The sequence below is a fragment of the Coriobacteriia bacterium genome, assembly GCA_041658765.1.
Lineage (GTDB): Bacteria > Actinomycetota > Coriobacteriia > Anaerosomatales > JBAZZO01 > JBAZZO01.
Genome location: JBAZZO010000002.1, coordinates 187,422 through 211,721, shown reverse-complemented (window position 1 = coordinate 211,721; position 24,300 = coordinate 187,422). Strand labels below are relative to the sequence as shown.

Annotated in this window: 24 protein-coding genes, 1 other RNA gene and 1 riboswitch; of the genes, 23 read left to right on the top strand and 2 right to left on the bottom strand. The window is 67.9% G+C overall.

What is annotated here, in order from left to right:
• The first annotated feature begins 169 nt into the window (after positions 1–169).
• Positions 170–289: riboswitch (FMN riboswitch) on the top strand.
• A gap of 10 nt (positions 290–299) precedes the next feature.
• The 16 genes from ribD (at position 300) to feoB (ending at position 14,788) form a co-directional block, all read left to right on the top strand.
• A complete protein-coding gene (gene ribD / locus WC971_02470) occupies positions 300–1,463 on the top strand; it encodes a bifunctional diaminohydroxyphosphoribosylaminopyrimidine deaminase/5-amino-6-(5-phosphoribosylamino)uracil reductase RibD (GenBank protein ID MFA5843678.1) in 1,164 nt (387 codons plus the stop codon).
• The gene (locus WC971_02465; GenBank protein MFA5843677.1) at positions 1,448–2,116 is read left to right on the top strand and encodes a riboflavin synthase; all 669 of its coding nucleotides are present in this window, start codon (positions 1,448–1,450) and stop codon (positions 2,114–2,116) included. Before ribD ends, WC971_02465 begins: the two co-directional genes overlap by 16 nt.
• A gap of 5 nt (positions 2,117–2,121) precedes the next feature.
• The gene (locus WC971_02460; protein ID MFA5843676.1) at positions 2,122–3,366 is read left to right on the top strand and encodes a bifunctional 3,4-dihydroxy-2-butanone-4-phosphate synthase/GTP cyclohydrolase II; all 1,245 of its coding nucleotides are present in this window, start codon (positions 2,122–2,124) and stop codon (positions 3,364–3,366) included.
• Positions 3,363–3,824, top strand: a complete 462-nt coding sequence (gene ribE, locus WC971_02455) for a 6,7-dimethyl-8-ribityllumazine synthase (protein ID MFA5843675.1) — start codon at positions 3,363–3,365, stop codon at positions 3,822–3,824. The genes WC971_02460 and ribE overlap by 4 nt, the downstream gene beginning before the upstream one ends.
• A 335-nt stretch (positions 3,825–4,159) precedes the next feature.
• A complete protein-coding gene (locus WC971_02450; GenBank protein ID MFA5843674.1) occupies positions 4,160–4,879 on the top strand; it encodes a hypothetical protein in 720 nt (239 codons plus the stop codon).
• Positions 4,880–4,965: 86 nt separating this feature from the next.
• The gene (locus WC971_02445) at positions 4,966–5,415 is read left to right on the top strand and encodes an Rrf2 family transcriptional regulator (protein ID MFA5843673.1); all 450 of its coding nucleotides are present in this window, start codon (positions 4,966–4,968) and stop codon (positions 5,413–5,415) included.
• A gap of 6 nt (positions 5,416–5,421) precedes the next feature.
• Complete coding sequence (locus tag WC971_02440; GenBank protein ID MFA5843672.1) at positions 5,422–6,597, top strand: cysteine desulfurase family protein; 1,176 nt, start codon at positions 5,422–5,424, stop codon at positions 6,595–6,597.
• Positions 6,594–7,073 (top strand): Fe-S cluster assembly scaffold protein NifU, encoded by a 480-nt coding sequence (gene nifU, locus WC971_02435; GenBank protein ID MFA5843671.1) that lies wholly within the window; start codon positions 6,594–6,596, stop codon positions 7,071–7,073. The genes WC971_02440 and nifU overlap by 4 nt, the downstream gene beginning before the upstream one ends.
• A gap of 18 nt (positions 7,074–7,091) precedes the next feature.
• The gene (gene mnmA / locus WC971_02430; GenBank protein MFA5843670.1) at positions 7,092–8,141 is read left to right on the top strand and encodes a tRNA 2-thiouridine(34) synthase MnmA; all 1,050 of its coding nucleotides are present in this window, start codon (positions 7,092–7,094) and stop codon (positions 8,139–8,141) included.
• Positions 8,138–8,944, top strand: a complete 807-nt coding sequence (locus WC971_02425; protein MFA5843669.1) for a histidinol-phosphatase HisJ family protein — start codon at positions 8,138–8,140, stop codon at positions 8,942–8,944. The genes mnmA and WC971_02425 overlap by 4 nt, the downstream gene beginning before the upstream one ends.
• Positions 8,941–10,062 carry a Nif3-like dinuclear metal center hexameric protein gene (locus WC971_02420; protein ID MFA5843668.1) on the top strand — a complete coding sequence of 374 codons (1,122 nt, stop codon included), beginning with the start codon at positions 8,941–8,943 and terminating at the stop codon, positions 10,060–10,062. Before WC971_02425 ends, WC971_02420 begins: the two co-directional genes overlap by 4 nt.
• Before the next feature lie 25 nt (positions 10,063–10,087).
• Complete coding sequence (locus WC971_02415; protein MFA5843667.1) at positions 10,088–10,813, top strand: hypothetical protein; 726 nt, start codon at positions 10,088–10,090, stop codon at positions 10,811–10,813.
• Positions 10,810–11,265, top strand: a complete 456-nt coding sequence (locus tag WC971_02410) for a ribonuclease HI family protein (protein ID MFA5843666.1) — start codon at positions 10,810–10,812, stop codon at positions 11,263–11,265. Before WC971_02415 ends, WC971_02410 begins: the two co-directional genes overlap by 4 nt.
• A gap of 14 nt (positions 11,266–11,279) precedes the next feature.
• Entirely contained in the window at positions 11,280–11,648 is a 369-nt protein-coding gene (gene queD / locus WC971_02405) for a 6-carboxytetrahydropterin synthase QueD (GenBank protein MFA5843665.1), read from the top strand.
• Positions 11,649–12,134: 486 nt separating this feature from the next.
• A complete protein-coding gene (locus WC971_02400) occupies positions 12,135–12,791 on the top strand; it encodes a metal-dependent transcriptional regulator (protein MFA5843664.1) in 657 nt (218 codons plus the stop codon).
• A 5-nt stretch (positions 12,792–12,796) separates the two neighbouring features.
• A complete protein-coding gene (gene feoB, locus WC971_02395; GenBank protein ID MFA5843663.1) occupies positions 12,797–14,788 on the top strand; it encodes a ferrous iron transport protein B in 1,992 nt (663 codons plus the stop codon).
• On the opposite strand, the gene dinB is transcribed toward feoB, so the two are convergent.
• Positions 14,785–15,984, bottom strand: a complete 1,200-nt coding sequence (gene dinB / locus WC971_02390; protein ID MFA5843662.1) for a DNA polymerase IV — start codon at positions 15,982–15,984, stop codon at positions 14,785–14,787. The two genes, feoB and dinB, sit on opposite strands and share 4 nt — an antisense overlap.
• 22 nt (positions 15,985–16,006) lie before the next feature.
• Between dinB and WC971_02385 the strand changes: the two genes are divergently transcribed.
• The 5 genes from WC971_02385 (at position 16,007) to WC971_02365 (ending at position 23,095) form a co-directional block, all read left to right on the top strand.
• The gene (locus WC971_02385; GenBank protein ID MFA5843661.1) at positions 16,007–16,903 is read left to right on the top strand and encodes a deoxyribonuclease IV; all 897 of its coding nucleotides are present in this window, start codon (positions 16,007–16,009) and stop codon (positions 16,901–16,903) included.
• A gap of 85 nt (positions 16,904–16,988) precedes the next feature.
• On the top strand, positions 16,989–17,843 hold the full coding sequence (locus tag WC971_02380; GenBank protein MFA5843660.1) for a hypothetical protein: 855 nt from the start codon (positions 16,989–16,991) through the stop codon (positions 17,841–17,843).
• Between the two features lie 77 nt (positions 17,844–17,920).
• Positions 17,921–19,897, top strand: a complete 1,977-nt coding sequence (locus tag WC971_02375) for a magnesium chelatase subunit D family protein (GenBank protein ID MFA5843659.1) — start codon at positions 17,921–17,923, stop codon at positions 19,895–19,897.
• Between the two features lie 8 nt (positions 19,898–19,905).
• Entirely contained in the window at positions 19,906–21,378 is a 1,473-nt protein-coding gene (locus WC971_02370) for an Ig-like domain-containing protein (GenBank protein MFA5843658.1), read from the top strand.
• Between the two features lie 913 nt (positions 21,379–22,291).
• Positions 22,292–23,095, top strand: coding sequence for an Ig-like domain-containing protein (locus WC971_02365; GenBank protein MFA5843657.1), 804 nt, complete (start codon positions 22,292–22,294; stop codon positions 23,093–23,095).
• Between the two features lie 12 nt (positions 23,096–23,107).
• On the opposite strand, the gene rnpB is transcribed toward WC971_02365, so the two are convergent.
• Positions 23,108–23,455: RNase P RNA component class A (gene rnpB, locus WC971_02360), an RNA gene on the bottom strand.
• A 149-nt stretch (positions 23,456–23,604) separates the two neighbouring features.
• Between rnpB and WC971_02355 the strand changes: the two genes are divergently transcribed.
• Positions 23,605–23,811 (top strand): hypothetical protein, encoded by a 207-nt coding sequence (locus WC971_02355; protein MFA5843656.1) that lies wholly within the window; start codon positions 23,605–23,607, stop codon positions 23,809–23,811.
• A 6-nt stretch (positions 23,812–23,817) separates the two neighbouring features.
• Positions 23,818–24,285 carry a hypothetical protein gene (locus tag WC971_02350; protein ID MFA5843655.1) on the top strand — a complete coding sequence of 156 codons (468 nt, stop codon included), beginning with the start codon at positions 23,818–23,820 and terminating at the stop codon, positions 24,283–24,285.
• Positions 24,286–24,300: the final 15 nt, after the last annotated feature.

The window sequence follows — 24,300 nt, the reverse complement described above, 5'->3', positions numbered from 1 at the left end:
TCTTCTCTGGCATCGAAAGCGGCATCCTCGTGGCCCTTCGCCGGTCGATCCGGCGTGGGCCGGTTCGAGTACCTTTTCTTCTGAGGCATCGAATCGGTTTCGAGTACATTCTTTCTGAGGCAACGCGACCTCTGGCATCGGACCGTGCCTACCTGCTATGCTGCAGTGCGACTTTCTTCAGGGCGGGGTGAGATTCCCCACCGGCGGTGATAGCCCGCGAACCCCGAGAGGGGCCGACCCGGTGTGATCCCGGGGCCGACGGTCAGAGTCCGGATGGGAGAAGGAAGGTCCGTCCTCGCATGCGCGTGTTCCTCGATGTCGCCGGAGCTATCGGCGATCCCTATCTCAGACGAGCGTTCGCGCTCGCGGAGTTCGGCCGTGGCACCACCTCACCCAACCCTCTCGTCGGCTGCGTGATCGTTCGCGACGGCGAGATCGTCGGTGAGGGCTTCCACGAGATAGCCGGGCGAGAGCACGCTGAGGTCGCGGCGTTGCGAGATGCGGGCGAACGCGCCAGCGGATCCGTCGCCTACGTGACGCTCGAGCCTTGTAACCATGTCGGTCGTACCGGCCCGTGCGTCCCCGCACTGGTGGAGGCGGGTGTCGGGCGCGTCGTCATCGGCATGCGCGACCCCGACCCCGGCGTGGCCGGCGGAGGGGTCGAGGCGCTGCGCGCCGCAGGGGTCGCTGTGGACCTGGCTGCCGACCCCACGCCGTTCCGGGAACAGAACGAGACCTGGCTCTCGTGGCTCGCCACGGGCCGACCGTGGGTGCGTGTCAAGGTCGCTCTCAGCCTCGACGGCAGACCCGCTCTTCGCGAGGGCAGACGCGCCTCCATCTCGGGAACGGGCGGCGCCGGCCTCACGGCGCGTCTGCGTGCCGAGGCGGACGCCGTGCTCGTCGGAGCCTCCACCGCGATGATCGACGATCCCGCGCTCACGGTCAGGGACGCATCGGGCGAGCCCTCCGGACCGCGTCCGCTGCGGATCGTGCTCGCCCGGCGCACGGTGCCGCCGCCGACGCTCCGGCTCTTCTCGGACGGCGCGGCGCCTTCGGTGCTCCTCACAGCGACGGGCGCCGATGTCGCCGAACTGGTCGGCGCTGGAGTGCGGGTCGAGGAGTACGATGCCCAGGGGGGTCTCGTCTCCGCCATCGCGCATCTCGGGAAGATCGGTGTCGTGTCGCTGCTCGTAGAGGCCGGTCCGCGCCTCTTGAAGGCGTTCTCGGACGCGGATCTCGTCGATGAGATGGTGATCGTGCACGCCGGGGGATTCGCCGGGCTCGACGCTCCCGCGCTGTGGGACGGTACGGCGGACGGTGTGGACGGAGCGCTCGTCGCGCGATTCCGCGCAACTGAGGCGGGCGTCGTGGGCGATGACGCCGCGACCGTGTGGCGACCGATCCGCGCCGCGGGTCATGAAGGTTCTCTCGGAAAGGGGTCGGAAGCATGTTCACCGGTCTGATCGAATCGCAGGGCATCATCACGCGCGCCGAGAGGATGTCCGGCGGAGTCCGTCTCGAGATCTATGCACCGGAGTTCGGCCGGGACATGGCGATCGGCGATTCCATAGCGGTGGACGGGGCCTGCCTCACGGTGAGCAAGTTCATACGCGGCGCGTTCCTCGCGGATGTCAGTTCGGAGACGCTCGACCGAACGACGCTGGGCGGTCTGCGCCAGGGGTCTAAGGTGAACCTCGAGCGGGCCCTGCGTCTCTCGGACCGCCTCGGTGGCCATCTCGTGAGCGGGCACATCGACGCGGTCGGGACGCTCGCCGTCCGTCAGCCTGCGGGAGACTTCGCGCGATATCGGTTCGGTGTCCCCGAGGCGCTGATGGAGTTCGTCGTGGAGAAGGGCTCCATCGCCGTGGACGGGATCTCGCTCACCGTCGCGCAGGTCTTCGCGGACGGGTTCGCCGCGGCCATCGTGCCCCACACGGAATCGCTGACGACGCTCAAGGACAAGCCCGCCGGCGCTCCCGTCAACATCGAGGTCGACACCCTGGCGAAGTACGTCCGTAGGTCCGTGGCCCTCTACGCGGGCGACACTGACGGAGAGGACCGCACCGGCAGACGCAGCCTCGGCGACCTGCTGCGCGACCTCGCGGAGGGAAGGTGAACGCGATGGCCTCGGCCGAGGCGGTCTTCGCGACCATCGAGGAAGCCGTCGAAGAGGTCCGCGCCGGACGGATGGTCATCGTCGTCGACGACGAGGGTCGCGAGAACGAAGGCGACTTCGTCATGGCCGCCGAGAGGGTGACGCCCGCCGCGATCAACTTCATGGCCCAGCACGGGCGTGGGCTCGTGTGTCTCCCGATGACGGGAGAGCGGCTCGACGAATTGCGTGTCCCGCCGATGACGCAGACGAACACGTCCGCACAGGGCACCGCGTTCCACGTGTCGATAGGGGCGAAGGGACGCATCAGCACGGGCATCTCGGCGGCCGATCGCGCCGCCACGGTCCTGGCCGCGATCGATCCCTCTACCGAGCCCGAAGACCTCTCGATGCCCGGACATGTCTTCCCGTTGCGTGCTAAGGCGGGCGGGGTGCTTGAACGCGCCGGTCACACGGAGGCGGCTGTCGACCTCGCCCGTCTCGCAGGTTTGTACCCAGCGGGTGTCATCTGCGAGATCATGAACCCCGACGGCACGATGGCTCGACGCCCGGAGCTCGAGCGGGTGGCGGCCGGGCACGGCCTGAAGATGGTCACGGTCGCCGACCTCATCCGTTACCGTCGGCGCAATGAGCGCCTGATCGAGCGTGTCGCGGTGGTGAGGCTCCCGACCAGGTTCGGCGAGTTCACGGCGCACGGCTATCGGTCCCTGGTCGATGGCAGCACCCACGTCGCGCTGGTCGTCGGCGACGTGGCGGGTCGCAGCGAAGTCCTGGTCCGTGTCCATTCCGAATGCTTGACCGGGGACGTCTTCCACTCCCTGCGCTGCGACTGCGGAGCACAACTCGAAGACGCGATGCGCCTGGTGCAGGAGTCCGGCGCCGGTGTCGTCCTCTACATCGCGGGTCACGAAGGCAGGGGCATCGGTCTCGCGAACAAGCTGATGGCGTACGAGCTGCAAGAACGCGGCGCTGACACGATCGAGGCCAACGAGGCGCTCGGGTTCCCCGCGGACCTTCGCGACTACGGTATCGGAGCGCAGATACTCGCCGACCTCGGCCTCACGTCGATGCGGCTGCTCACGAACAACCCGACGAAGATCGTCGGTCTCGAGGGCTATGGGCTGACGGTGGCCGCGCAGGTGCCCCTTGAGGTGCCCTCGTGCCCCGAGAACATCGCGTACCTGCGCACCAAGAAGGAGCGGATGGACCACACGCTAGACCTGTCCGAGCACGGGAGAAGGGATCCGTCATGACCGTCTTCGAAGGGAACCTCATCGGGACCGGCGTACGTGCCGGCATCGTGGTGGGCAGATTCAACGAGCTGCTGAGCACGCGGCTCCTGGGCGGGGCGATGGACGCCCTCGGGCGACACGGCGTCGCCGAGTCGGACATCGACGTGGCGTGGGTCCCCGGCGCCTTCGAGATCCCGCTCGTCGCCAAACGGTTCGCCGCGACAGGCCGCTACGACGCGGTCATCGCGCTCGGTGTCGTGATCCGCGGCGGCACGCCGCACTTCGAATACGTCGCGTCCGAGGTGGCCAAAGGGGTGGCGCACGTGTCACTCGAGAGTGGCGTCCCGGTCGTCTTCGGGGTCGTGACCGCCGACACGATCGAGCAGGCGGTCGAGCGCGCGGGGACGAAACAGGGGAACAAGGGTTGGGACGCGGCACTGGCCGCGATCGAGATGGCGAACCTGCTCAAAGGGATGTAGGACGGCGGAAAGCCCCGGGCGCGTGCTCGGGGCTTTCCCAAAGGCATCCAGTGGGTTCTCGCCACCCTGTGGCTGTCAACCGTGGACGTCCGACTCATCTCCGCCTCAACGGCGGGAGATGAACCTATCAGAACCTTCGGCGTCGTGCATAGCGTCATTCGACTCGTTCCGCCGAACGGCCAGCGATGCGTGGCGGACGGGCCCTTCGCGCCGACGACAGGCGCGATGGCAAGGCGAGCGGATACGGAGTCCGCTGGATGCGGGTATTGAGCCATGGGTGCCCTTAGCCGATGATGGGTAGGAGAGTGGGCAACCGCGCCTAGGAGGACCACAGCATGAGCGAAGCAAACGAGGACGTCGAGAGCGGCGGGGGCGACCGTTTCGCGGTCCTCAACGTGTTCGGTCTCAAGCTCGAGGTCAGTAACCCACGTCTCGCGGAGCTTCTCACCATGGACGCGAAGGCAGCTCTGACCACGGACCTCCGTGAGTTGGCGTCGACGCCCGAGCAGGCGCGCATCGTGCGCGCGGAGGCGGAGCAAGCCGCACCGGACGTCATGCTCTCCCCGGTCACGCCGCACGATGACGAGGAGATGCGAGCGCGCGCAGCATTCCGACAGGACGTCGAGTCGCTGGGTGCGGCCCTCGGTTTCGACGTCAGTAGCGATGGCGTGTGGTCCTCGTCCACCGGTGTCGAGATCGTCATGCGCGCCGTCTCGCGCAGCCCGTCATTCGCGGCGGCGTCGCACTATGTCGCCGAGATCGCGGGCCGGCGGACGGACATCGCCTCGCCCGACGCGACGGTCCTCTTCGTCGTCGACAGCCAGCAGACCGTCGACGTCTTCAAAGTCGCCATCCGCCAGAGGCGGCTCTACGACCAGATGCGCACGGTGTCGGTCGACAACCTGCGAGAGGTCGCGGCGCTCCACAGATCGGGCGTCATCGATCATGCGAAGGCCGTCATCCTGCTCGCTCCGATCGCGAACATCGACGTCGGCGAGGTCCTCTCCGTCATCCGTTCGGCGGGGCAGGGGAACGGATCCGTCGTAGAGGCCTGACCGCCGGCAGCGCCGGACGATCTTCCTGTGACAAATCATACCGAAATGGTTATGATTACTTCGTCACCGTCGTCCGGAGGCCAGGGATGCGTCTCACCGCCCGCAGCGAATACGGACTCTTAGCGCTGATCGATCTCGCGTGCCGCTACGGCGACGGGCCGGTGAGCGTGCGCGAGATAGCTGACCGCCAAGGCATCCCGCCGAAGTTCCTCGGGCAGCTCTTCGCCGCCTTGCGCAAGGCCGGTCTTGTTCGCGCATCGCGAGGCGCGCGGGGCGGTTTCGAGCTCGGCGTCGATCCAGTGGGCGTGAGCGTGCTCTCGGTAGTCGAGGCCCTGGAGGGGCCCCTCGCGCCGACGATGTGCCAATCGGAGCGCGGCGCCCTGTGCGGCCGCTCCGGAGCGTGCGCAGCCGGGGCCGTATGGGGCGACGCAGCCTCCGCTCTACGTGACGTCTTCGCATCCGCGACACTCGCGGGACTCGCGGGAGAACAGTCGGTGTTCGATGCGTCGGCTATCATCGCCGGCGGGAAGGTGTGATGCGCGATGGAGCGCACGGTCTATCTGGACTACGCCGCGACCACACCGGTGGACCCCAGGGTCCTCGAGGTGATGCTCCCGTTCTTCACCGAGCGGTTCGGCAACGCGAACAGCCTCTACGCGGTGGGTCGTGATGCATTCCGCACGCTGGAGGCGGCGCGCGAGTCCGTCGCGGCGTCGATAAGCGCGCGTCCCAACGAGGTGGTGTTCACCTCCGGCGGCACCGAGTCCGACAACGCGGCGATCATCGGTGCCGCGACGGCGTCGCGCAGGGGCAAGCACGTCGTAGTCTCCGCCTTGGAACATCACGCGGTCCTCGAGCCCGCCGCTTTTCTCGCGAAGCAGGGCTTCGAGGTCACGCACCTCAAGCCTCGCGAGGACGGGCTCATCTACCCGGACGACCTGCGCGCCATAGTGCGAGAAGACACGGTACTCGTCTCCGTGATGCAAGCGAACAACGAGCTCGGCACGGTGCAGCCGATCGCCGAACTCTCGGCGGTCGCGCACGAGGCCGGGGCGCTCTTCCACACCGATGCGGCGCAGTCGCTCGGGAAGCTCGACATCTCGGTCGACGCGCTCGGGGTCGATGTCGCGTCGTTCTCGAGTCACAAGATCTACGGTCCGAAGGGTGTCGGAGCGCTCTTCCTGCGCAAAGGGACCCCGTTCCGGGCATATCTGATGGGCGGCGGCCAGGAATCCCGCAAGCGGAGCGGCACGCAGAACGTCGTCGGCGTCGTCGGCTTCGCCGAGGCCCTGAGGATCATGGACGAGGAGCGGCCTGTGGAGACGCCTCGCCTCGCTTCGCTTCGCGATCGGATCATCGATGGCGTTCTAGGCTCCATCGAGCACACCATCCTCAACGGTGCCCGCGAACCGCGTCTGCCGAACATCGCGAACCTCGTCATCAAGGGTGTCGAGGGCGAGTCGATGCTCCTTCAGCTCGACAACAGGGGCATCTCCGTCTCGACCGGCTCGGCGTGCTCGTCGGGGTCGCTCGAGCCGAGCCACGTGCTGCTCGCCATCGGTTGTCCGCCGGAACTCGCTCACGGATCGCTGCGGGTCACGGTCGGCCGTTTCACCACCGAGGAAGACATAGGGTACTTCCTCGAGACGCTGCCGCCGATCGTCGAGCGTCTCCGCGCCATGTCACCGGTCTACGCTCGCATGATCGCGGGCGAGTGACCGGACGCGAGAAAGGGACGGCCGTGCTCTATAGCGACAAGGTCATGGACCATTTCAACAACCCGCGCAACGTGGGCGTGATCGAGGACGCCGACGGGGTCGGTGAGGTCGGCAACCCGGTCTGCGGCGACGTGATGAAGATCACGATCGCCGTGGGAGATGACCACCTCGAAGACGTGAAGTTCCAGACACTCGGATGCGGCGCGGCGATCGCCACCTCGTCGATCGTGACCGAGATGGCGAAGGGGATGTCCCTCGAGGAAGCCGTCTCCATCACCAAGCAGCGGGTCGCGGACGAGCTCGGCGGCTTGCCGCCGGCGAAGATGCACTGCTCGGTCCTTGCGACGGACGGGTTGAAGGCAGCGGTCGACGACTACCTGCGACGGAACGGCCGGGAGCCCATCTCCGGAGGCCTCGCGCACGACGATCCCGACTTCGATCCGCACGCGATACCCGAGGACGCATGCGACATCTGATCCGCGAGGGGTGAGGGGATGGCCCGCGTCGTCGTCGCGATGAGCGGCGGAGTCGACAGCAGCCTGGCGGCAGCGCTGATGGTCGAGGCCGGGCACGACGTGGAAGGCGTGACGATGCGCCTCCACGCCCCGGGCAGCGGCGCGGGAAAGGGCACGTACGACGCGATCCGCTCGGCGGACCGCGTCGCGCACCTTCTCGGCATCCCTCACCAGACGCTCGACCTGCACGAGTTGTTCTCCGAGCATGTCGTCGACCCCTTCTGCGCCGCGTACGCGAAGGGCATCACCCCGAATCCCTGTGTGGCCTGCAACGAGCACATCAAGTTCGGCGCTCTTCTCGCATGGGCCCGCGAACGGAGCGCCGGGTCTTTGGCGACGGGGCACTACGCCCGTATCCGCACCGGAGACGATGGCTTGCCGTGGCTCGAGCGGGGAGCGGACAACGCCAAGGACCAGTCGTACTTCCTCTATCGCCTCGATACGTCGATGCTCGCCGGGGCGGTCTTCCCTCTAGGCGCGCTGACGAAGCGCGCTGTGCGTTCCACCGCGGGTCTGCTCGGACTCCCCGTCGCGGACAGACGGGAGAGCCAGGAGGCGTGCTTCGTCACCGGGGGAGGCCGTGAGGAGCTCCTCGCGGCGGAGCATCCGAGCGCATTGCGCTCAGGTCCGATCGTCAACCTTCAAGGACGGGTCCTCGGTACCCACCACGGCATCGCCCACTACACCGTCGGTCAACGCCGCGGTCTCGGGATACCGGGGCGGCAGGCCACCTACGTCGTCGCAATACACGCAGCCGAGCGGGAGATCGTCGTGGGCACTGCCGCGGATCTGGAGCGGCGCCGCGTCCTGGCGACCGATGTGGTGTGGAGGGGCGCGCCCGTCGAGCCGACCGTCGAGGTCCAGGTCCGGCATAAGGGCAAGGCACAACGTGCGCGGGCCTTCCTCCTCGAAGGACGCCTCGCGATCGAGTTCGACGAGCCCGTCATCGCGGCGGCGCCCGGCCAGGCGCTCGTGTGCTACCGTGGCAACGTCGTGCTGGGCGGCGGCACCATCGTGGAGGAACGATGATCGATCTTCACGTCCACACCTCGCGTTGCGGTCATGCCCAGGGCACGGTCGACGAGTACGTGGAAGCCGCGCGTGAGGCCGGCATATCCATCCTCGCGTTCACCGACCACCTCCCGTTGCCCACTGGGTTCGACTCGGGCTACGCGATGCCGTACGAGGAACTCGACGCCTACGTGGCAGAGGTCCTGTCGGCCAAGGAGCGCTCGGCGGCATCCGGCGGACCCGAGGTGCTCCTCGGCGTCGAGGCCGATTGGCTTCCGGGCCACGAGAGCATCCTCGACAAGGCGCTGATGTCGTATCCGTTCGACCTGGTCCTCGGGTCGGTCCACTTCATCGACGGATGGGCGTTCGACGACCCGCGTCTGACCGACGGATACGTGGATCGGGACCTTGGCGAGCTCTGGGAGCGTTACTTCGACGACTTGAGCGCGGCGGCCATGAGTCGACGGTTCGATGTGATGGCCCATCCCGATCTCATGAAGAAGTTCCGCCACTTCCCGACATCGGACCCCGCCGGGTCGTATGCGCGCGTAGCCGCCACGTTCGCGAGCGCGGGGGTGGCGGTCGAGGTGAACACGGCGGGTCTGCGCAAGCCGTGCGCCGAGCTCTATCCCGCGACCGCGTTCCTGGAGGCGTGCCGGCGTGCGGGCGTCCCCGCCACGGTCGGCTCCGACGCTCACGCACCGGAGGAGGTCGGCGCCGGCTCGGGTCATGCCCTCGCGGCGCTTCGCGATGCCGGGTACGATGACGTGTGCGTGTTCCGGGCGCGGGACATGTCACGACTGGGGATGGAGGCGCTGTGAACCGGAACGACGGTCGACGCCACGTGATCGTGGGTGCGATGGTCGCTCATCTCGATGGGCAGTTCCCTCCCGAATGGGCCGAACCGTGGGACCGCATCGGCCTCATCGCGGGCGACCCGTCTCGGGACCTTTCCGGCGTCCTCGTCACTCTCGACCCCACGCTCGAGGCCATAGGCCGGGCGGCGGACCTCGGGTGCGAGATGCTCGTCACGCACCACCCCGTCCTTACGGAGATGCCCGCGACGCTCACTCCCGGAACAGGTCCTTCGGGTGCACTCTTCATCGCGTTGAGCAGGGGAGTCGCACTGTACGCCGCTCACACGAACGCCGATCGGCATCCGGATGGCAGCGACGTCCTCCCGCTGGCCGCGGGTCTCGAGCCAGGCGAGCCGCTGGAAGAGGACATGCAGTCGATGTCCCTGGTCACGACGTTCTGCCCCGAGGCATCCGCTGACTCGGTGGCCGCCGCGATGGCCGGAGCAGGCGCGGGTCGTCTAGGCCGCTACCATGGATGCTCGTTCGCCGTCGCCGGCGAGGGCCGCTACACACCGGGACCAGGCACACGATCATCGTCGGGAATGACAGGCGAGCAGACCCGAGCGCCGGAGCAGCGCATCGAAGCCGTGTGCCCGGCGCACGCGGTCGCGGCGGTGGTCGCCGCGGCTCGCGCTTCGCATCCGTACGAGGAACCGCTGATCGCCGTCGCGGACGCCGCGGTCGCGCGCGGTGTCGCACGGATGGGACGGCTGTGCGCGGCGCCCGCGGGCACCACCCTCGCGTCTTTCGCGCGTGGCGCCGGCAAGCGGCTGGGGGTGACTCCTCGCGTGTGGGGCGATCCTCGTCGCCCGGTGCGGAAGGTCGCGACCGCGAACGGGTCCGGTCGCGGTCTCGTCAGAGCGGCGCTCGCCGCGGGAGCCGACACCATGCTCACCGGAGAGCTGCGATATCACGACGCGCTGTCCGCTCTCGAGAGCGGACTGGCTGTGGTCGAGGCCGGTCACGACGCGACCGAGTGGCCGATCGTGGATGTCTTGGCCAAGGCCGTGCGTTCATGCCCGGACGGCGCGGGGATCACCGTCCATGTGGATGAGCCCGCTGTCCGCTGGTGGACGCCGTGAACGTGGAGACCCCGGAGGGGTGACGATGGATCCGACTGCATGTCTCGTGAGGCTCCATGAGACCGATCTCGGCATAATGCGCGCGCACAAGCGTCTCGAGGACCTTCCCGAGCGCCGGGCGATCCTTCAGTTGCGCAAGAAGATCACGGAGCTGGAGGCGCTCGCGGCTCGCGCCGACGCGGCCGTACATGCTCTCGACAGGGACGTCGCCCGCGAGGAGGACTCGGCGCAGGCGCTCGACGACAAGATCGCCCACGAACAGGAGAAGATCCTGTCGGGTTCGGTGACGAACCCCAAGGAACTCCAGGCGCTGAGCCGCGAGCTCGACGCGCTGAAGCGCGCGAAGGACAAGGCGGACGGCAAGACCCTCGAGGTCATGGAGAAGCTGGAGACGGCGCGGGGGCAAGCCGCGCGGATCCGCGAGCACGTCGCGGAAGGACACCGCAAGGAAGAAGCGATGGTCGCCGCCTTCCGGTCGAAAGGCGGCACTCTCCAGAGCGAGATCGAGCGTCTCGAGAAGGAGCGCGCGACTCTATCGGGCGCCGTAGACCCCGACTCGCTCTCACGGTACGAGGATGCGAGGGTCTCGAAGCACGGCATCGGCCTCGGGGTCCTCGAAGGGGATACCTGTTCGGCATGTCGCGTGGCCCTGCCCGCCGACCGGCTGCACTCGCTGCGTTGCGGTCCTCCGGTGGGGACATGCCCGGCATGCCGTCGCGTCCTGGTAGTCACGCCTATGGAGGCCGAGTGAGCAGTTACGTCCTACGGACCGACGGGGGCGCTCGCGGCAACCCGGGCCCGGCGGGCGCAGGCTTCGTGTTGGAGGGTCCCGGGGGCGAACGGGTCTGCTCCGGCGGGAGATTCCTCGGCGAGGCGACGAACAACGTCGCGGAGTACGAGGCTCTCCTGTGGGGGCTCGAGACGGCGATCGCGCGCGCGGCGACCCCGCTGACGGTCTATCTCGACAGTGAGCTGGTGGTAAAGCAGCTCAACGGCGCCTACCGGGTGAAGCACCCCGGGCTCAAGCCACTTCACGCGCGTGCCGTCGCCCTCCTGCGCGCTCTCGACTCGCCGCGGATCGAACACGTCAGGCGCGAGTCCAACGTGGAGGCCGACGCACTCGCCAACGCGGCGATGGATGCACGGGGCACCGTCGGGGATACCGAGGCACCGTCGTCGGACGCCCAGAGGTCGCTCTTCTGAGAGTGGAGGACCACGTGTACACGCTCACCGTCCGAGACCACTTCGACGCGGCGCACGCCCTCCGTGGATACCCGGGTGAATGCGCCGGACTCCACGGCCACACCTGGGACGTCGAGGTGACCGTCGAGGGAGCCGGGCTCGACGACATAGGGATCGTGTACGACTTCAAACGACTGAAGGCCGACCTCGCCGCCGAATTGCAGCGCTATGACCACGCGCACCTGAACGAGGTGTCGCCGTTCGATGCGATCAACCCGACGGCCGAGAACCTCGCGCGAGAGATCCATGGAGCGCTCTCTGACAGCATCGGAGACGCCGTTCGTGTCGTAGAGGTCGCGGTGTGGGAATCGCCGATCGCCAGAGTCGCCTACCGTCAGGGATGACACGCCACGGCCCGTCCACCCGGATGGGGGACGGGCCGGAGAATACAGGTGTCCCGAGAAACCTCGCCCGCGCCTTCTCTACTCCCACAGCTTCCCGTTTCACACCCTCGAGGTTCCGGTGGCTGGTGGCCCGCTCGCGCTGCGACCCTCACCCGACCCGACCCTCTCCGGCAGCAGCTGGTACGCTGGCTTTCGAGACTCGCTCGGCCCGACTTCTCGGGACGCCTGTCACGTTACGGCACTGCGTGTAGGGGGTCAATAGCGATTCCGGGAATGTGGCGTGTTTGTGATGAGCGGTAGGCGCATACCTTCGACAGGTCCTCTCTCGAAGTCGAACGGGACACCCACGCTCCGTTCGGCGGGAACCCTAAACGCCCGGCCACCGACGCGCGGACGGACGGATGACGTGTTGTCTTACGATGTGGCTTAGCATATACTAATGGCGTCCGACTCATCGTCGGTCGGCCGCCGAAGGGAGACGCGGGCATGTCGAGCGCGACGCTCGAGGAGTACCTCGAAGCCATCTACAAGCTGGCAGAGAAGGGTGACGTGCGTCCGGCCCAACTCGCCGACGCGTTGGGGGTCTCGGCTCCCACCGTGAGCGCGACGCTCAAGCGTCTCGAGGCGCACGGACTGATCGAGCGACCGGCCGGGGGCGTGACGTTGACGCCGACGGGTCGCGCCGAAGCCGTGGACATCGTCCGTCGACATCGGCTCGCGGAGCGCTTCCTCGTCGACGTGCTCGGTCTGGCATGGGACGAGGTCCACGAGGAGGCCTGCGTCCTGGAGCATGCCCTGTCTCCTCGCGTGCAGGCCGCACTCGAGACGTTCATGGACAATCCCTCTGTGTGCCCTCACGGTCATCCCATCCCCGCGGCCGACGGCAGTGTCGGCACGGTCGAGGGCAGGCCGCTCGCCGACCTGATCGCGGACGAGAGCGGCGAGGTCGTACAGGTGGCGGAGGACGACGACTCCCTCTTGTCGTATCTGGCGTCACTCGGGATGTTCCCCGGAGCCGTCGTCCGCGTCTGCGAGGTAGCCCCCTTCAAGGGTCCGCTCCTCGTCGAGGTCGGTGGATCGCGCTACGCCCTGGGACGCGACGTGGCGGGACGGATCCTCGTCGGCTCCACGGAGCGGCGGTAGCCGGCGTGACCGGTCCTTCGTCACAGGACCGGCCGATCCGTGTAGCGATCGCCGGCAATCCCAATGTCGGCAAGACGACGCTCTTCAACCGGCTGACCGGAGCCGGTGGCGCGACGGCTCACTACGCCGGGACGACTCTGGAGTCGTTGCGCGCGACGACGATGCTCGGAGGACGGCCCGCAGACGTCGTCGACGTGCCGGGAGCGTACGCCCTCTCGGGAAGCGGACGGGGGCCTCGGGCCGCCCGTGGGGAGCTTCTCGGTGCGGACCCGGACGTGGTGATCGCCGTGGTCGATGCGACGAACCTGGCTCGCAATCTCATCCTCACGCTCCAGATACTCGACCTCGGCGTCCCCGTCGTGGTCGCTCTCAACCTCGTCGATGAGGCCGGACGCGCCGGGATCCGCGTAGACCCGGAACGGCTCGCCGCATCGCTCGAGACGCCGGTAGTCCTCACCGTCGGCACGACCGGTGAAGGAGTCGAACTGCTCGCGAGCACCACGGCGGGAGCTGCGGGGAGCGCGCGCGACAAGGGCGCGAGCGGCGTCGAGCACGGGGAATGGCTGCAAAGCGTCGTGGCCCCGGTCGAGGCGTCGTGCGCCGCGCTGTCTCAGCGGCCGTACGGGTTGACCGCCCGTTCGCTCGCGGCCCTGCTGCTCGAGGGCGCTCCCGAACTGCTCGAACGCATCGCCGGCGACAGCGGGGGAGCGGATGTGCTCGCCTCGATGGACCGGTCGCGGATGATCGCGGGGGAGCGCCCCGCGGTGAGGCTTGCTCGCGAGCGTCACGCCGCGGCCGCGAGACTCTCCGCCGCATGCTCGACGGCCGACGGAGAGGGGGCTGGCGGCCTCGGGCGGTTGTGGCGCGCTTCCACATCGCCGGTCACCGGCGTCCCGCTCCTGGCAGCCGTACTCGCCTCGCTGTTCGCCTTCCTCTTCGCGGCGGGAGATGCGATGGCGACGGGCTTCTCCGCGCTGTGGCGTGCGTTGGCGTCGCCCGGGATCCAGGCCGCCGTGCACGCGGTGGCAGGCGACGGAGCTCTCGCTCAAACGCTTCTGTGGGGTCTCGACGCAGGGGTCGAGGCGTCGCTCGCCATCGGATTGCCGTACATCCTGACCTTCTACGTCCTACTCGGGATCCTTGAGGATTCCGGGTACCTGAACGCAGTCGCGTTCCTCGCGGACCGCACTATGCATCGGGTCGGCCTGCACGGCCGGGCGATCGTCCCGCTCGTCGCCGCGGCCGGCTGCAACGTTCCCGCGGTACTCGCCACGCGCGACCTGCCCACCCGTCGGGAGCGTACGATCGCCGCGACCCTCGTGACGTTCGTGCCGTGTTCGGCGCGAACGGCGGTCATCCTGGGAGCGGTCGCACGCTATATCGGGTGGCGCCCCGCCCTCGGTGTCTTCGCGGTCGTCGCGATCGTGACGGTGACCGTGGGGGTCGTCCTAGGACGGATGCTGCCTGGCAGCCCACGGGGACTCGTGATGGAGGTCTTCCCGTTCAGACGGCCCTCGGTGCGCGGCGTGCTGCGCAAGGCGTGGGGGAGGTTCGCGGAGTTCCTCGTCGTGGCGACGCCCATAGTCGTGGTGGGGAGCATGGTGCTCGGCGGACTCTACGAGACGGGATGGCTCTTCCGGCTCACGGCTCCGCTAGCTCCCATCGTCGAGGTCTGGCTCGGTCTCCCGGCGGTCGCCGGCCTCACACTTCTCGTCGGTATCCTCCGAAAGGAGTTGGCGCTCCAGCTGTTGGCCACGCTGGCTATCGCGTCGGTCGGGCGCCACGCGGGAGACCTGCTCGCGTTCATGGGCCCGACGGACCTGTTCGTGTACGCGCTGGTCAACACGCTGGCGATCCCGTGCATCTCGACGGTGACGGTCCTCGCAGGCGAACTGGGTTGGCGTCGCGCCGCGGCGATCGTCGGGCTGACCGTAAGCGTCGCGCTACTGGTCGGGGGGATCTTCGCCCGGCTCCTGCCTCTGCTCGGTTGGAGCTAGCGATCCCGACGCAGTCTCTCCGCGCCGCGCACGACCGCACCGTCGCCGAAGCGGCGCCTCACCGCGTCGAGCCCTGCGTCGAGTGCGCGGTGCCGCTCGGGGTCCACTCCCGGTGCCTCGAGCAACTCGAGCTGACGAGCGGCCGAAGCGAACCCGCTGCCGCCCATCCCGAGCAGGCGCAGTCCCACCCCAGGCGTCCACACGTCCGCCACGAGTGCCCGGGCGGCTGCGAGCAACTCGGCGTCGGCGTCGGTCGCCTCGGCGAGCGTGCGTCGCAGGGTACGTGTCGTGAAGTCCGCGTATCGCAGCTTCACCGTGACCGTGCGGGCGCAAAGCCCCTTCGCCCGTAGACGCGTGCCGACGCGCGAGACCAGCGACACGAGCGCGGAGTCGACGTCCCGGGGCTCTCGGAGGTCGGCCGCGAACGTCCTCTCCGCGGAGACAGACTTCGCCGCATCGCGACCACCGACCCTGCGGTCGTCGATCCCACGGGCGCGCGCGACGATCGACGGACCATGCTGCCCCAGCGCGGAGCGTGCGGTGCCGTCGTCGAGAGCGGCAAGGTCACCCAAGGCGCGGACGCCCAGCCTCTCCAGTCGCTCGGCGGTGACCGACCCGATGCCCGGCAACGCCCGCACGGGCAGCGGAGCGAGGAACGCCGCTTCCTCGCCGGGGCGCACGACGGTGATGCCGTGCGGCTTGTCCGCGTCCGACGCCACCTTGGCCACGGTCTTGGACGTCGCGACCCCGACGGAGCACGAGACACCTAAGGCGTCGACCGCGGCCCGTATATCTCTGGCGACGGAGACGGGATCCCGCGGATCGGCCGTGTCGGGCGTGACGTCGAGGTAGGCCTCGTCGATGGAGGCGACCTCCACCCAGGGAGTGAACGATCCCAGGATGGCGCGTACGGCGCGCGAGACCTCGCCGTAGCGCTCGAAGTCCCCGCGCGTCCATACCGCGTCCGGACACAGACGCTCGGCGACCGCGGCCGGCATCGCCGAACGCACGCCGAACGCGCGGGCCTCGTACGACGCGGTCGCGACGACCCCGCGCCGAGTGGGTGAGCCGCCGACGATGACGGGACGCCCCCGCCACTCGGGATGGTCGAGTTGCTCGACGGCGGCGAAGAACGCGTCCATGTCGACGTGGAGGACCGCTCGCGCGGTCCAGGTGGTATCCGGGTCCCTCGGCATGATCCGAGTGTACGATAGTCATGTGACGCGGCGGACGCCGGACGGGGGAGGACGCATGCTTCTCGGGGCGCACATCGGCATCGGTGCAGGTTACGACGCCGCGGTGGCGTACGCCCGCGACGTCGGCTGCGAGTGCATCCAAGCGTTCGCGAAGAACCCGCGTGCCTGGCACGGCGCTACTCTCGACGCAGATGCGGCGGCATCGTTCGCCGTCGCGCGCAGGCGCGAAGGGATCGGTCCGCTCTTCGTGCACACCTCCTACCTCATCAACCTCTGCTCGCGCGACGATGTCATGTGGGAGCGATCCTGGCACGCGCTCGCCGACGAACTCGTGCGGGGGACCGTCCTTGAGGCGCAAGCCGTCGTGACGCACCTCGGGACCGACCCGGCGAAGGACGCTCCCGCCGCAGCCGTCCGCATAGCGGACGCGGTCGAGCGCGCCGCCGCCTCCGCCGCCGAGACGCTTCACCGGCCTCCGGTCCGCCTTCTTCTCGAGAACACCGCCGGGGCGGGCACGACGTTCGGCTCCGGCCCGATGGACTTGGGCGCGGTGCTCTCGCGTGTCGACGCGGGCCTGGGGACGGGCGTGTGCATCGATTCGTGCCATCTCCACGCCTCGGGCACGGACCTCTCGACGGCCGAGGGATGGCATGGCACGCTCGACGCGTTCGAGGAGTCCTGCGGTGTCGGGGCGATCGGTCTAGTCCACGCGAACGACTCCTTGTTCCCCGCCGGCTCGTCGCGGGACCGTCACGCGTGGATCGGGGACGGCACCATCGGTCTCGGGGGCTTCCGGGCGATGGTCTGCGAGCCGAGACTCGCCGACGTCCCGGCTGTCGTGGAGATGCCGGGTGAGGCGCCCGTCAAGGACGCGGAGAACCTCCGCAGACTGAAGTCGCTGCGGGAGTCGTGCGCGTGAGGTTGCCCGCCGCTGAGGCCGCGGCTAGCATGGGGAACGCCGGGCGCGCGCGACGCCCGCCGGGATCCACGGAATGGGGTGCGCTATGAGGTTCGTCTTGATCGGCCGCAACCGCATGACCGGAGTGCTGCGGTTGCTCACCGAAGGCCCCTTCGCCACGCGTGAGGAGTCGCTGGACGAGGTCGCCGCCCTCGCGATAGGAGATCCCTCGAGGCTCGACGACGTCGAGGTGTTCATCGTGGATCTCGACATGGCCGTGCCGGTGATCCTGATGCAGGTCGACCGGCCGACGACCTGGGAGGCCCCCGGCGAACCGGAGCCGCAGGCCGAGCCCGAGGTCGAGCAGGAGCCTGACGACGGACTCGCGGACGCACTGCGCCGCGCAGCGGTGTCGATGGAGGAGTCCGGGACCGTTCCCCCCGAGCCCGTCTCGCCGTTCGACGCGCTGGAGGAGTCCTCTGCCGAAGACGTGCCGCTGGTCGTCACGCCCATCGACGAGGAAGTCTTCATACCGAAGCCGGTCATCATGGACGGCGAGTGGAGTGCTCCCGTACCCGACGATGCGGTCCACGAGCCGCTCGGCGTAGTGGAGACCATTCCCGTCGAAGTACCGGACGAAGAGCCGGTCGAGGAGAGCGCTCCGCCGGTCGAGACCGTCGAGGTCGTCGCGGAGCCGCTCGACGTCGAGCCTGCCCCGTCGTGGGCCGCCGCGATCATCGAGGAGGAGCCCGAACCCGTCGTGGAGCTCTCGGCGGAGCCCGTCGTCGAGGAGGCTCTTGCCGAACCCGCAGCGCCTGTCGAGGAGCCGGTCGGATACTCGGCCCAGGGCAGCGAGCTCTCGGCCTACACGTGTGACGACTGCGTCTACTGTTGGACGTGTCCCATGCGCGGGCAGGCGACCCCTGCCGATTGCGGTTCTTTCCAGTGGAAGGCCGTCTAGAAGCGCAATATATAGGTGGTTTCGTCGGCCTCTCTACTATATGATGTGGAGAGGCCGACCTACGTCCGGAGGCGTCCGTGTCACTACGGCATGCGCAGACCTTCCCGTTCAGTGCGATCGTGGGTCAAGACACCCTGAAATCCGCCCTCCTCCTCAACGCCGTCGATCCGCGTGTCGGCGGCGTGCTCATCCGCGGCGAGAAGGGCACCGCCAAGTCGACGGCGGTCCGTGCGCTCGCAGCGCTGCTGCCTCCGATCGACGTCGTCGACGGTTGCCGCTACGCCTGCGATCCCGGCGATCCGCGCTCGTGGTGCGAAGACTGCCGGCAGCGCTCCCGCAAGGAACCGCTGCCCCGCTCGGCCGCGAGACCGCGCTTCGTCGACCTCCCTGTCTCCGCGACCGAGGACCGGCTGGTGGGCACGCTCGATCTCGAGCATGCGCTGAAGCATGGCGAGCGCCGCTTCGAGCCCGGGCTGCTGGCGGAGGCGAACCGCGGCATCCTCTACGTCGACGAGGTCAACCTCCTCGACGACCACCTCGTCGACACGCTCCTCGACGCGGCCGCGATGGGCGTCAACGTCGTCGAGCGAGAGGGGATCGCGTTCTCGCATCCGGCGCGCTTCATCCTCGTCGGGACGATGAATCCCGAGGAGGGCGACGTCAGGCCCCAGCTGCTCGACCGCTTCGGGCTCTGCGTCGACGTCACGGGACTCTCCGAGCCGCTCGACCGCGTGGCGGTCGTACGGCGCCGGGGAGCGTACGAGTCCGATCCCGAGGCGTTCGCACGCGAGTGGGAGGTGGACGAGGACGGTATCCGCGGACGGATCGCGACGGCCCGTCCCGTCGCGAGAGCGAGCGAGCCCGACGACCGCGTGATGCTCGTCGTGGCGACGATCTGCGCCGAGATGGGTGTGGACGGCCACCGCGCCGACCTGACGATGACCCGCGCCGCATGCGCGCTCGCAGCGCTGGAGGGACGTGACACCGCGACCATCGAGGATGTCACTCGGGTCGCTCCTCTCGTCCTCGCTCACCGCCTGCGGCGCACTCCCTTCGAGGATCAGGTCTTCGACGAGCGCCGCCTGCAGGCCGCGGTCGCGAAGGCGTCGACGGGCCCGGACGGATCCGACTCGGGAGCGCCGCAGCCCGACCCGGAGGGGGAGGGCAGCGGAGAGACCGCTCTCTTGACCCTGCACACCTCGGGACGCGCCGCGTCGGTCGCCGAGGAGGCGATCTGCGAGCAGCCTCGCCTGGTGGTGGGGCTCGACCACACGCGCCGGTCGCAGGCGGGCCGCAGGCAGCAGACGGCCGCGGGGGACCATCGCGGACGCTACACGCGTTCGGAGGCGCTACGCGACGGCGATACCCCCGACGTCGCGTTCGACGCGACGTTGCGTGCCGCTGCACCGCACCAGGCCTCTCGCGAAGGAGACATGGCGATCAAGGTCGAGCGCGAGGACGTGCGGAACAAGGTGAGGAAGCGCCGCGTCGGGGCGAGTATCGTCTTCTGCGTCGACGCGAGTGGCTCGATGGGCGCGTCGGCGCGGATGGACGTGACGAAGGCCGCCGTCCTCGACCTGCTCGTCGACGCGTACCAGCGCCGCGACCGCGTCGGGGTGGTCTCCTTCAGGGGCGACGCCGCCGAAGTGCTCCTCGGTCCGACGTCGAGCGTCGAGCTCGCTCAGGTGAAGCTGCGATCGATGCCCGTCGGGGGCGCGACTCCTCTCGCGCACGGAATCCTGCGCTCACTGGAGTTGCTCGCCGCGGAGCGGCGTCGCGACCAGCAGGTCGTGCCGTGGCTCGTGGTAGTGACCGACGGCCGCGCGAACGTCGCTCTCTCCGACGGGCTCGGCAGCGACGATGCGCGCAACGCGGCCGTCCGCGTGAAGGAATCGAGGGTCAACGCGCTCGTCATCGACACCGACGCGGGCATCGCGTCCCTCGGCGCGGCTCGGGAGATCGCGCGCGTCGCCGGCGCGGAGTACATGCGGCTCGCCCGGTTCGATGGCGGCGTCATGGCGACCGCGGTCCGGGAGCGCCTGGAGGCGGTCTGAGGGGTGGGATGATGAACTTCGCAGCGTGGGCTCGGATTCGATGGATCCTCCTGTGCGTGGTCGTCGTGGCGTTGTTTCTCGGCTTGGTGCCGCCAGCCATGGCGACGACGTTCGCCGCGAGGGTCACGATGGAAGGCTATGACTTCCCGGATCCCAACGGCGGTTGGTCGTTCCTCGACACCGTGACGCCACATGTCTCGTTCGCGGCATCGCAGACCCTGGAGACCTCTGCTGTCCTTGACACTCCGGATGGTTACCTCTACACGATCGACCATTCGTCTCAGACGATCCCGGGACTTCCGCTTCCCACGCAAATGCCGCCAGTCGCTCACGTTCCTGTGGAATATATGGGTCCGGGCAACGCCGCCCCGCTCACCAACGGCATCATCGATATGCGCAGATGGCTCGCCTACCAGGTCGTCCCCTATTCCGTGACGGGCCAGAGCGATCCAGTCGAAGGTGTCTGGTACCTGCACGTGCGACCTCTCGTGCACAACGACCCGGTACTGGGCGTGACCACCCATGTGAGGTTCGGGATCGATATCACCCCACCGCCCGCTCCTTCAGCCCCGTCGACGACCACCACCAACTACGTCGACCCGCCGTGGCAGGAATACGCCGGCCGGGAGTTCTACTGGGTGAACCGCGCCGCGATGGGACGGTCGTACGATGCGATGTCCGGCGACTCACTATGGAATGTCTACTTGAACGGCTTGTTCGTCAGAACCTTCCGGAACTGGCATCCCGGCCTGATCCACCCGTACGCGTCCGTGGCGATCGAGAACCTGCGTCCTGGTCGCAACGCGGTGGACATCCGGACGGTCGACTACGCGGGCAATGGATCGGCGTCCACCCTGCGCTTGTACGCCAACGTCGACACCGACACGCCCGTCATCCGCTCGATGACACCCGCGTCCGGCGTGATCGGCGGCCGTCGCGCGTTCTCTGTCGATGCCACCGATAGGGCTGGCGTCTCTGCTGTGCGCTTCGAGATCGACAACGCGTTCGTGGCTAGCGACACGTCCGCACCGTTCTCCGTCCCTTTGGGCACGAGGACTCTCGCGAACGGCGCGCACACCTTCACCGCCGTCGCATACGACATGATCGGTGCGCGCCCTGGCACGGTTCGCCCACACGTGGCGAGCTCGACCGTCAACTTCCGCGTGGACAACACCGCGCCTCGCATGAGCGTGATCTCTGCCGGACCATCGCCGTTCTTCCCGATCCGCCGAGACGGTTACCGCATCCGGTTCACTCTGAGCAAGGATGCGAACGTCATCTTCGAGGCCTACGACTCGAGCGGCACTCGGGTACGTTCGGTCAGCACCCGCTACCAGGCCGGCACACGCACGTTCGTGTGGAACGGCGCGCGCGACTCGGGCGGTCCCGCGGCGGGGACATACACGTGGCGCCTGCGGGCGGTCGACTCTTTCGGCAACACATCGGCGACCACGCGACGCAGCGTGACGATACGTTCGTGACGGTGCGGGGTCTGAGCGGGTGGGCTGTGCTAGAGTCTTCGGTGTTGGAGCAGCACACGTCGCAGTCGTGAGGGGTGGCGGTATGAACGCTTCGTCTTGGGGCCGGACCCGATGGATCCTCCTGTGCGCCGTCATCGTGGCGCTGTTGTTCTGCACCACGGCGCTCGCTTTGGCGACCGACTCCGGTTCCACGAGTTATTGGGTCGATGCGATGATCAACGATCATTCCAGCCCAGATGCCCAAGGACTCTTTCTTGTCATCAACACGGTCTATCCAAACGTAACGTTCTCTGCACCGACGGCGAATCCTACCACAGATACAATCATTGACTGGAGCACATATGAAGGGTGGCATAACGAGACTATTATCAGCGGTCCGCCAATACAATCACCCCCGGCTGGCTTCGTATATGGGGTATATCGATGGACGGCACAGAACTCTCCTCCACCCCCGCTAGTTTATCCTGCGGCTGGACTATGGCCTCCGCTTGCGTATGCGCCGCTCCCATTTCCCACCGCTGGTGGAAATGGCGGGCCCTGGACCTCCCAGGTGGTCGACATGCGCGGATGGCTTGCAGCTCAGACGCACTCCTACTGGACCACGGGTATGGTCGACCCTGTTGAAGGCTGGTGGTGGCTGCTCGTAGCAGCGGACTCGCGAGACGATTCCTCGGTTCCAACAGAATGGGCCCGCTACGTTCCCTTTATGGTGGATATCACCCCCCCATCTGCGGTACGCGGTGTCGGCGATGCGCAATTCGGCTGGATGTCCCACAACACATGGCAGGAATACACCCGAAGGGATTTCTTCTGGGAGAACGGCGGATACTACGGGCGCGATTGGCGTTACGATTCACTATCCGGAGACTCGCTATGGGAGGTCAGCGTCAACGGCATTAGTCAACCGCCATTCGTGAATGAACGCGATTATTCAGTTTCCCCAACTCAAGGCGTCTCGATCGAGGATCTCCAGGCTGGCAGGAATCGCATCGGCGTTCGTTGTATCGACTACGCCGGCAATTCGGGACCATGGACGTACGGGTACGCCAACGTCGACACGGATACCCCTGTCATCCGCTCGATGTCGCCGGCGGGCGGCGTGATCAGCGGGACCCACGCGTTCACGGTGGACGCGTTCGACTCGGCCGGTATCTCCGCGGTCCGGTTCGAGATCGACGGCGCGTTCGTGGCGAGCGACACTACCGCGCCGTTCGCGGTCAATGTGAACACCCGGACCCTCTCGAACGGCACGCACTCGTTCACCGCACGCGTCTACGACATGATCGGCGATCGTCCGGGCACGGCGCGCCCGCACGTGGCGAGCTCGACCGCCGACTTCCGCGTAGACAACACGCCCCCTCGCTTGAGCGTGCTCTCAGCCGGACCGTCGCCGTTCTTCCCGATACGGCGCGACGGCTACCTCGACGACTATCGCATCCGATACACGCTGAGTAAGGACGCCGACGTCTATTTCGAGGCTTACAACTCGAGCGGCACGCGCGTCCGTACGGTCAGCACCCGCTGTCAGGCGGGGACGCGCACGTTCGTCTGGAACGGCGCGCGCGATTCGGGCGGGCCGGCGGTAGGGACGTACACGTGGCGCCTGCGGGCGGTCGACGCGCTCGGCAACACCGCGGCGACCCCGCGACGCAGCGTGACGATACGCTCGTACATCCTGGTGCATGTCGGCGCGGGTGTGCGCGTCGAGTACCACTAGCCGAAGGCTCGGGTGCGGAGCGGGCCTGTAAGCCGGATTCTGTCGAGGACGACCATCTATCTGGGACCGCCGTCGCCGACGGCCTCGTGCGGGCGTACCCGAGCGACGGTCGGGCAGACCTTAGCCGCTCCTATTCGCCCTTGCTCCGGGTGGGGTTTGCCAAGCCGCCGAGTCTCCCCGGCGCTGGTGCGCTCTTACCGCACCGTTTCAGCTTTTCCTCCGTCGCTCGCGCGGCGGGGGAGTCTTCTTTTCTGTGGCACTTTCCGTCGGCTCGCGCCGCCCTGCCGTTAGCAGGCACCCTGCCCTGTGGAGTCCGGACTTTCCTCACGCCCGAAGGCGCGCGGCCGTCCGGCCCGCTCCGCAAGGGACAGTCTAGCAGGGTCGAGGGCGAAGTGCCGCGATGGGCGAAGGCCGCCTCGGACAGATTGCGGTCAGGCTTTGGTAAGGCGCCCGACGTAGGCTGAACTCACGAGGCGTGGTATACCTTCTCCGAAGGGTGGATGCAGGTCATGAAGCTCACGAAGGATCAGAAGCTCGCCAGGGAGATCGCCGGCTACCGTGGCGAATACGTCGTCGTGAAGCATGGGCGCATCCTCGCGCATGATCCCGACATGAAGTCCGCTCTGGCCAAGACCCCTTCGTCGGAGCGGGTCGGCGTAGAAGTCAGACGCGTGCCACTCGACGACAGCGTCACAGCCACCTTCTCCGCACTCTAGTCCTTCGTGCGCGTCGCCTTCACGTCGTTCCCTCACGGGAGTGGGTTCATCGCGCGTCCCTGCGTGCAGGTGCGTCTGGGAGCGGATGCCACTCGAACGAGCGCCCGCGCGCTCGTCGACACGGGCTCGATCCACACGATCATCCCGTCCAAGTTCATGGAGTCGCTCGGACTCGATGCCGGACGTGAGCTCGAACGCGTGAGTCTGCGCTTCGGCGGTGTCCATGAGGACGCAGTGCCCGTACACGAGCTGGATCTTGTGATCGTCTCGCCCGACCCACATATCTGGCCGGACATCAAGATCGATTCGGTCGCGGTCGCATGCTGTGCCAATGCGGAGTTGCCGTTCTTCATCCTCGGAGCATCGGCGCTCACGCGCGTGGTTCTGCTGGTTCGCGAATACGACCAGGTATTCCATCTCAAGCCGATGGAGGACTTCATGGCAGCGCCCCACTTCGGCGATGGGGGCTTCTGATGCTGGATTTGGACG

Excerpts from the sequence above, each read along its gene's own strand:
- mnmA (MFA5843670.1), top strand. The coding sequence starts at position 7,092 with ATGGCCCGCGTCGTCGTCGCGATGAGCGGCGGAGTCGACAGCAGCCTG.
- WC971_02440 (MFA5843672.1), top strand. The coding sequence starts at position 5,422 with ATGGAGCGCACGGTCTATCTGGACTACGCCGCGACCACACCGGTGGAC.
- WC971_02355 (MFA5843656.1), top strand. The coding sequence starts at position 23,605 with ATGAAGCTCACGAAGGATCAGAAGCTCGCCAGGGAGATCGCCGGCTAC.
- WC971_02445 (MFA5843673.1), top strand. The coding sequence starts at position 4,966 with ATGCGTCTCACCGCCCGCAGCGAATACGGACTCTTAGCGCTGATCGAT.
- WC971_02465 (MFA5843677.1), top strand. The coding sequence starts at position 1,448 with ATGTTCACCGGTCTGATCGAATCGCAGGGCATCATCACGCGCGCCGAG.
- ribE (MFA5843675.1), top strand. The coding sequence starts at position 3,363 with ATGACCGTCTTCGAAGGGAACCTCATCGGGACCGGCGTACGTGCCGGC.
- WC971_02415 (MFA5843667.1), top strand. The coding sequence starts at position 10,088 with ATGGATCCGACTGCATGTCTCGTGAGGCTCCATGAGACCGATCTCGGC.
- WC971_02400 (MFA5843664.1), top strand. The coding sequence starts at position 12,135 with ATGTCGAGCGCGACGCTCGAGGAGTACCTCGAAGCCATCTACAAGCTG.
- WC971_02450 (MFA5843674.1), top strand. The coding sequence starts at position 4,160 with ATGAGCGAAGCAAACGAGGACGTCGAGAGCGGCGGGGGCGACCGTTTC.
- ribD (MFA5843678.1), top strand. The coding sequence starts at position 300 with ATGCGCGTGTTCCTCGATGTCGCCGGAGCTATCGGCGATCCCTATCTC.
- dinB (MFA5843662.1), bottom strand. The coding sequence starts at position 15,984 with ATGCCGAGGGACCCGGATACCACCTGGACCGCGCGAGCGGTCCTCCAC.
- WC971_02380 (MFA5843660.1), top strand. The coding sequence starts at position 16,989 with ATGAGGTTCGTCTTGATCGGCCGCAACCGCATGACCGGAGTGCTGCGG.
- WC971_02370 (MFA5843658.1), top strand. The coding sequence starts at position 19,906 with ATGATGAACTTCGCAGCGTGGGCTCGGATTCGATGGATCCTCCTGTGC.
- WC971_02460 (MFA5843676.1), top strand. The coding sequence starts at position 2,122 with ATGGCCTCGGCCGAGGCGGTCTTCGCGACCATCGAGGAAGCCGTCGAA.
- WC971_02425 (MFA5843669.1), top strand. The coding sequence starts at position 8,138 with ATGATCGATCTTCACGTCCACACCTCGCGTTGCGGTCATGCCCAGGGC.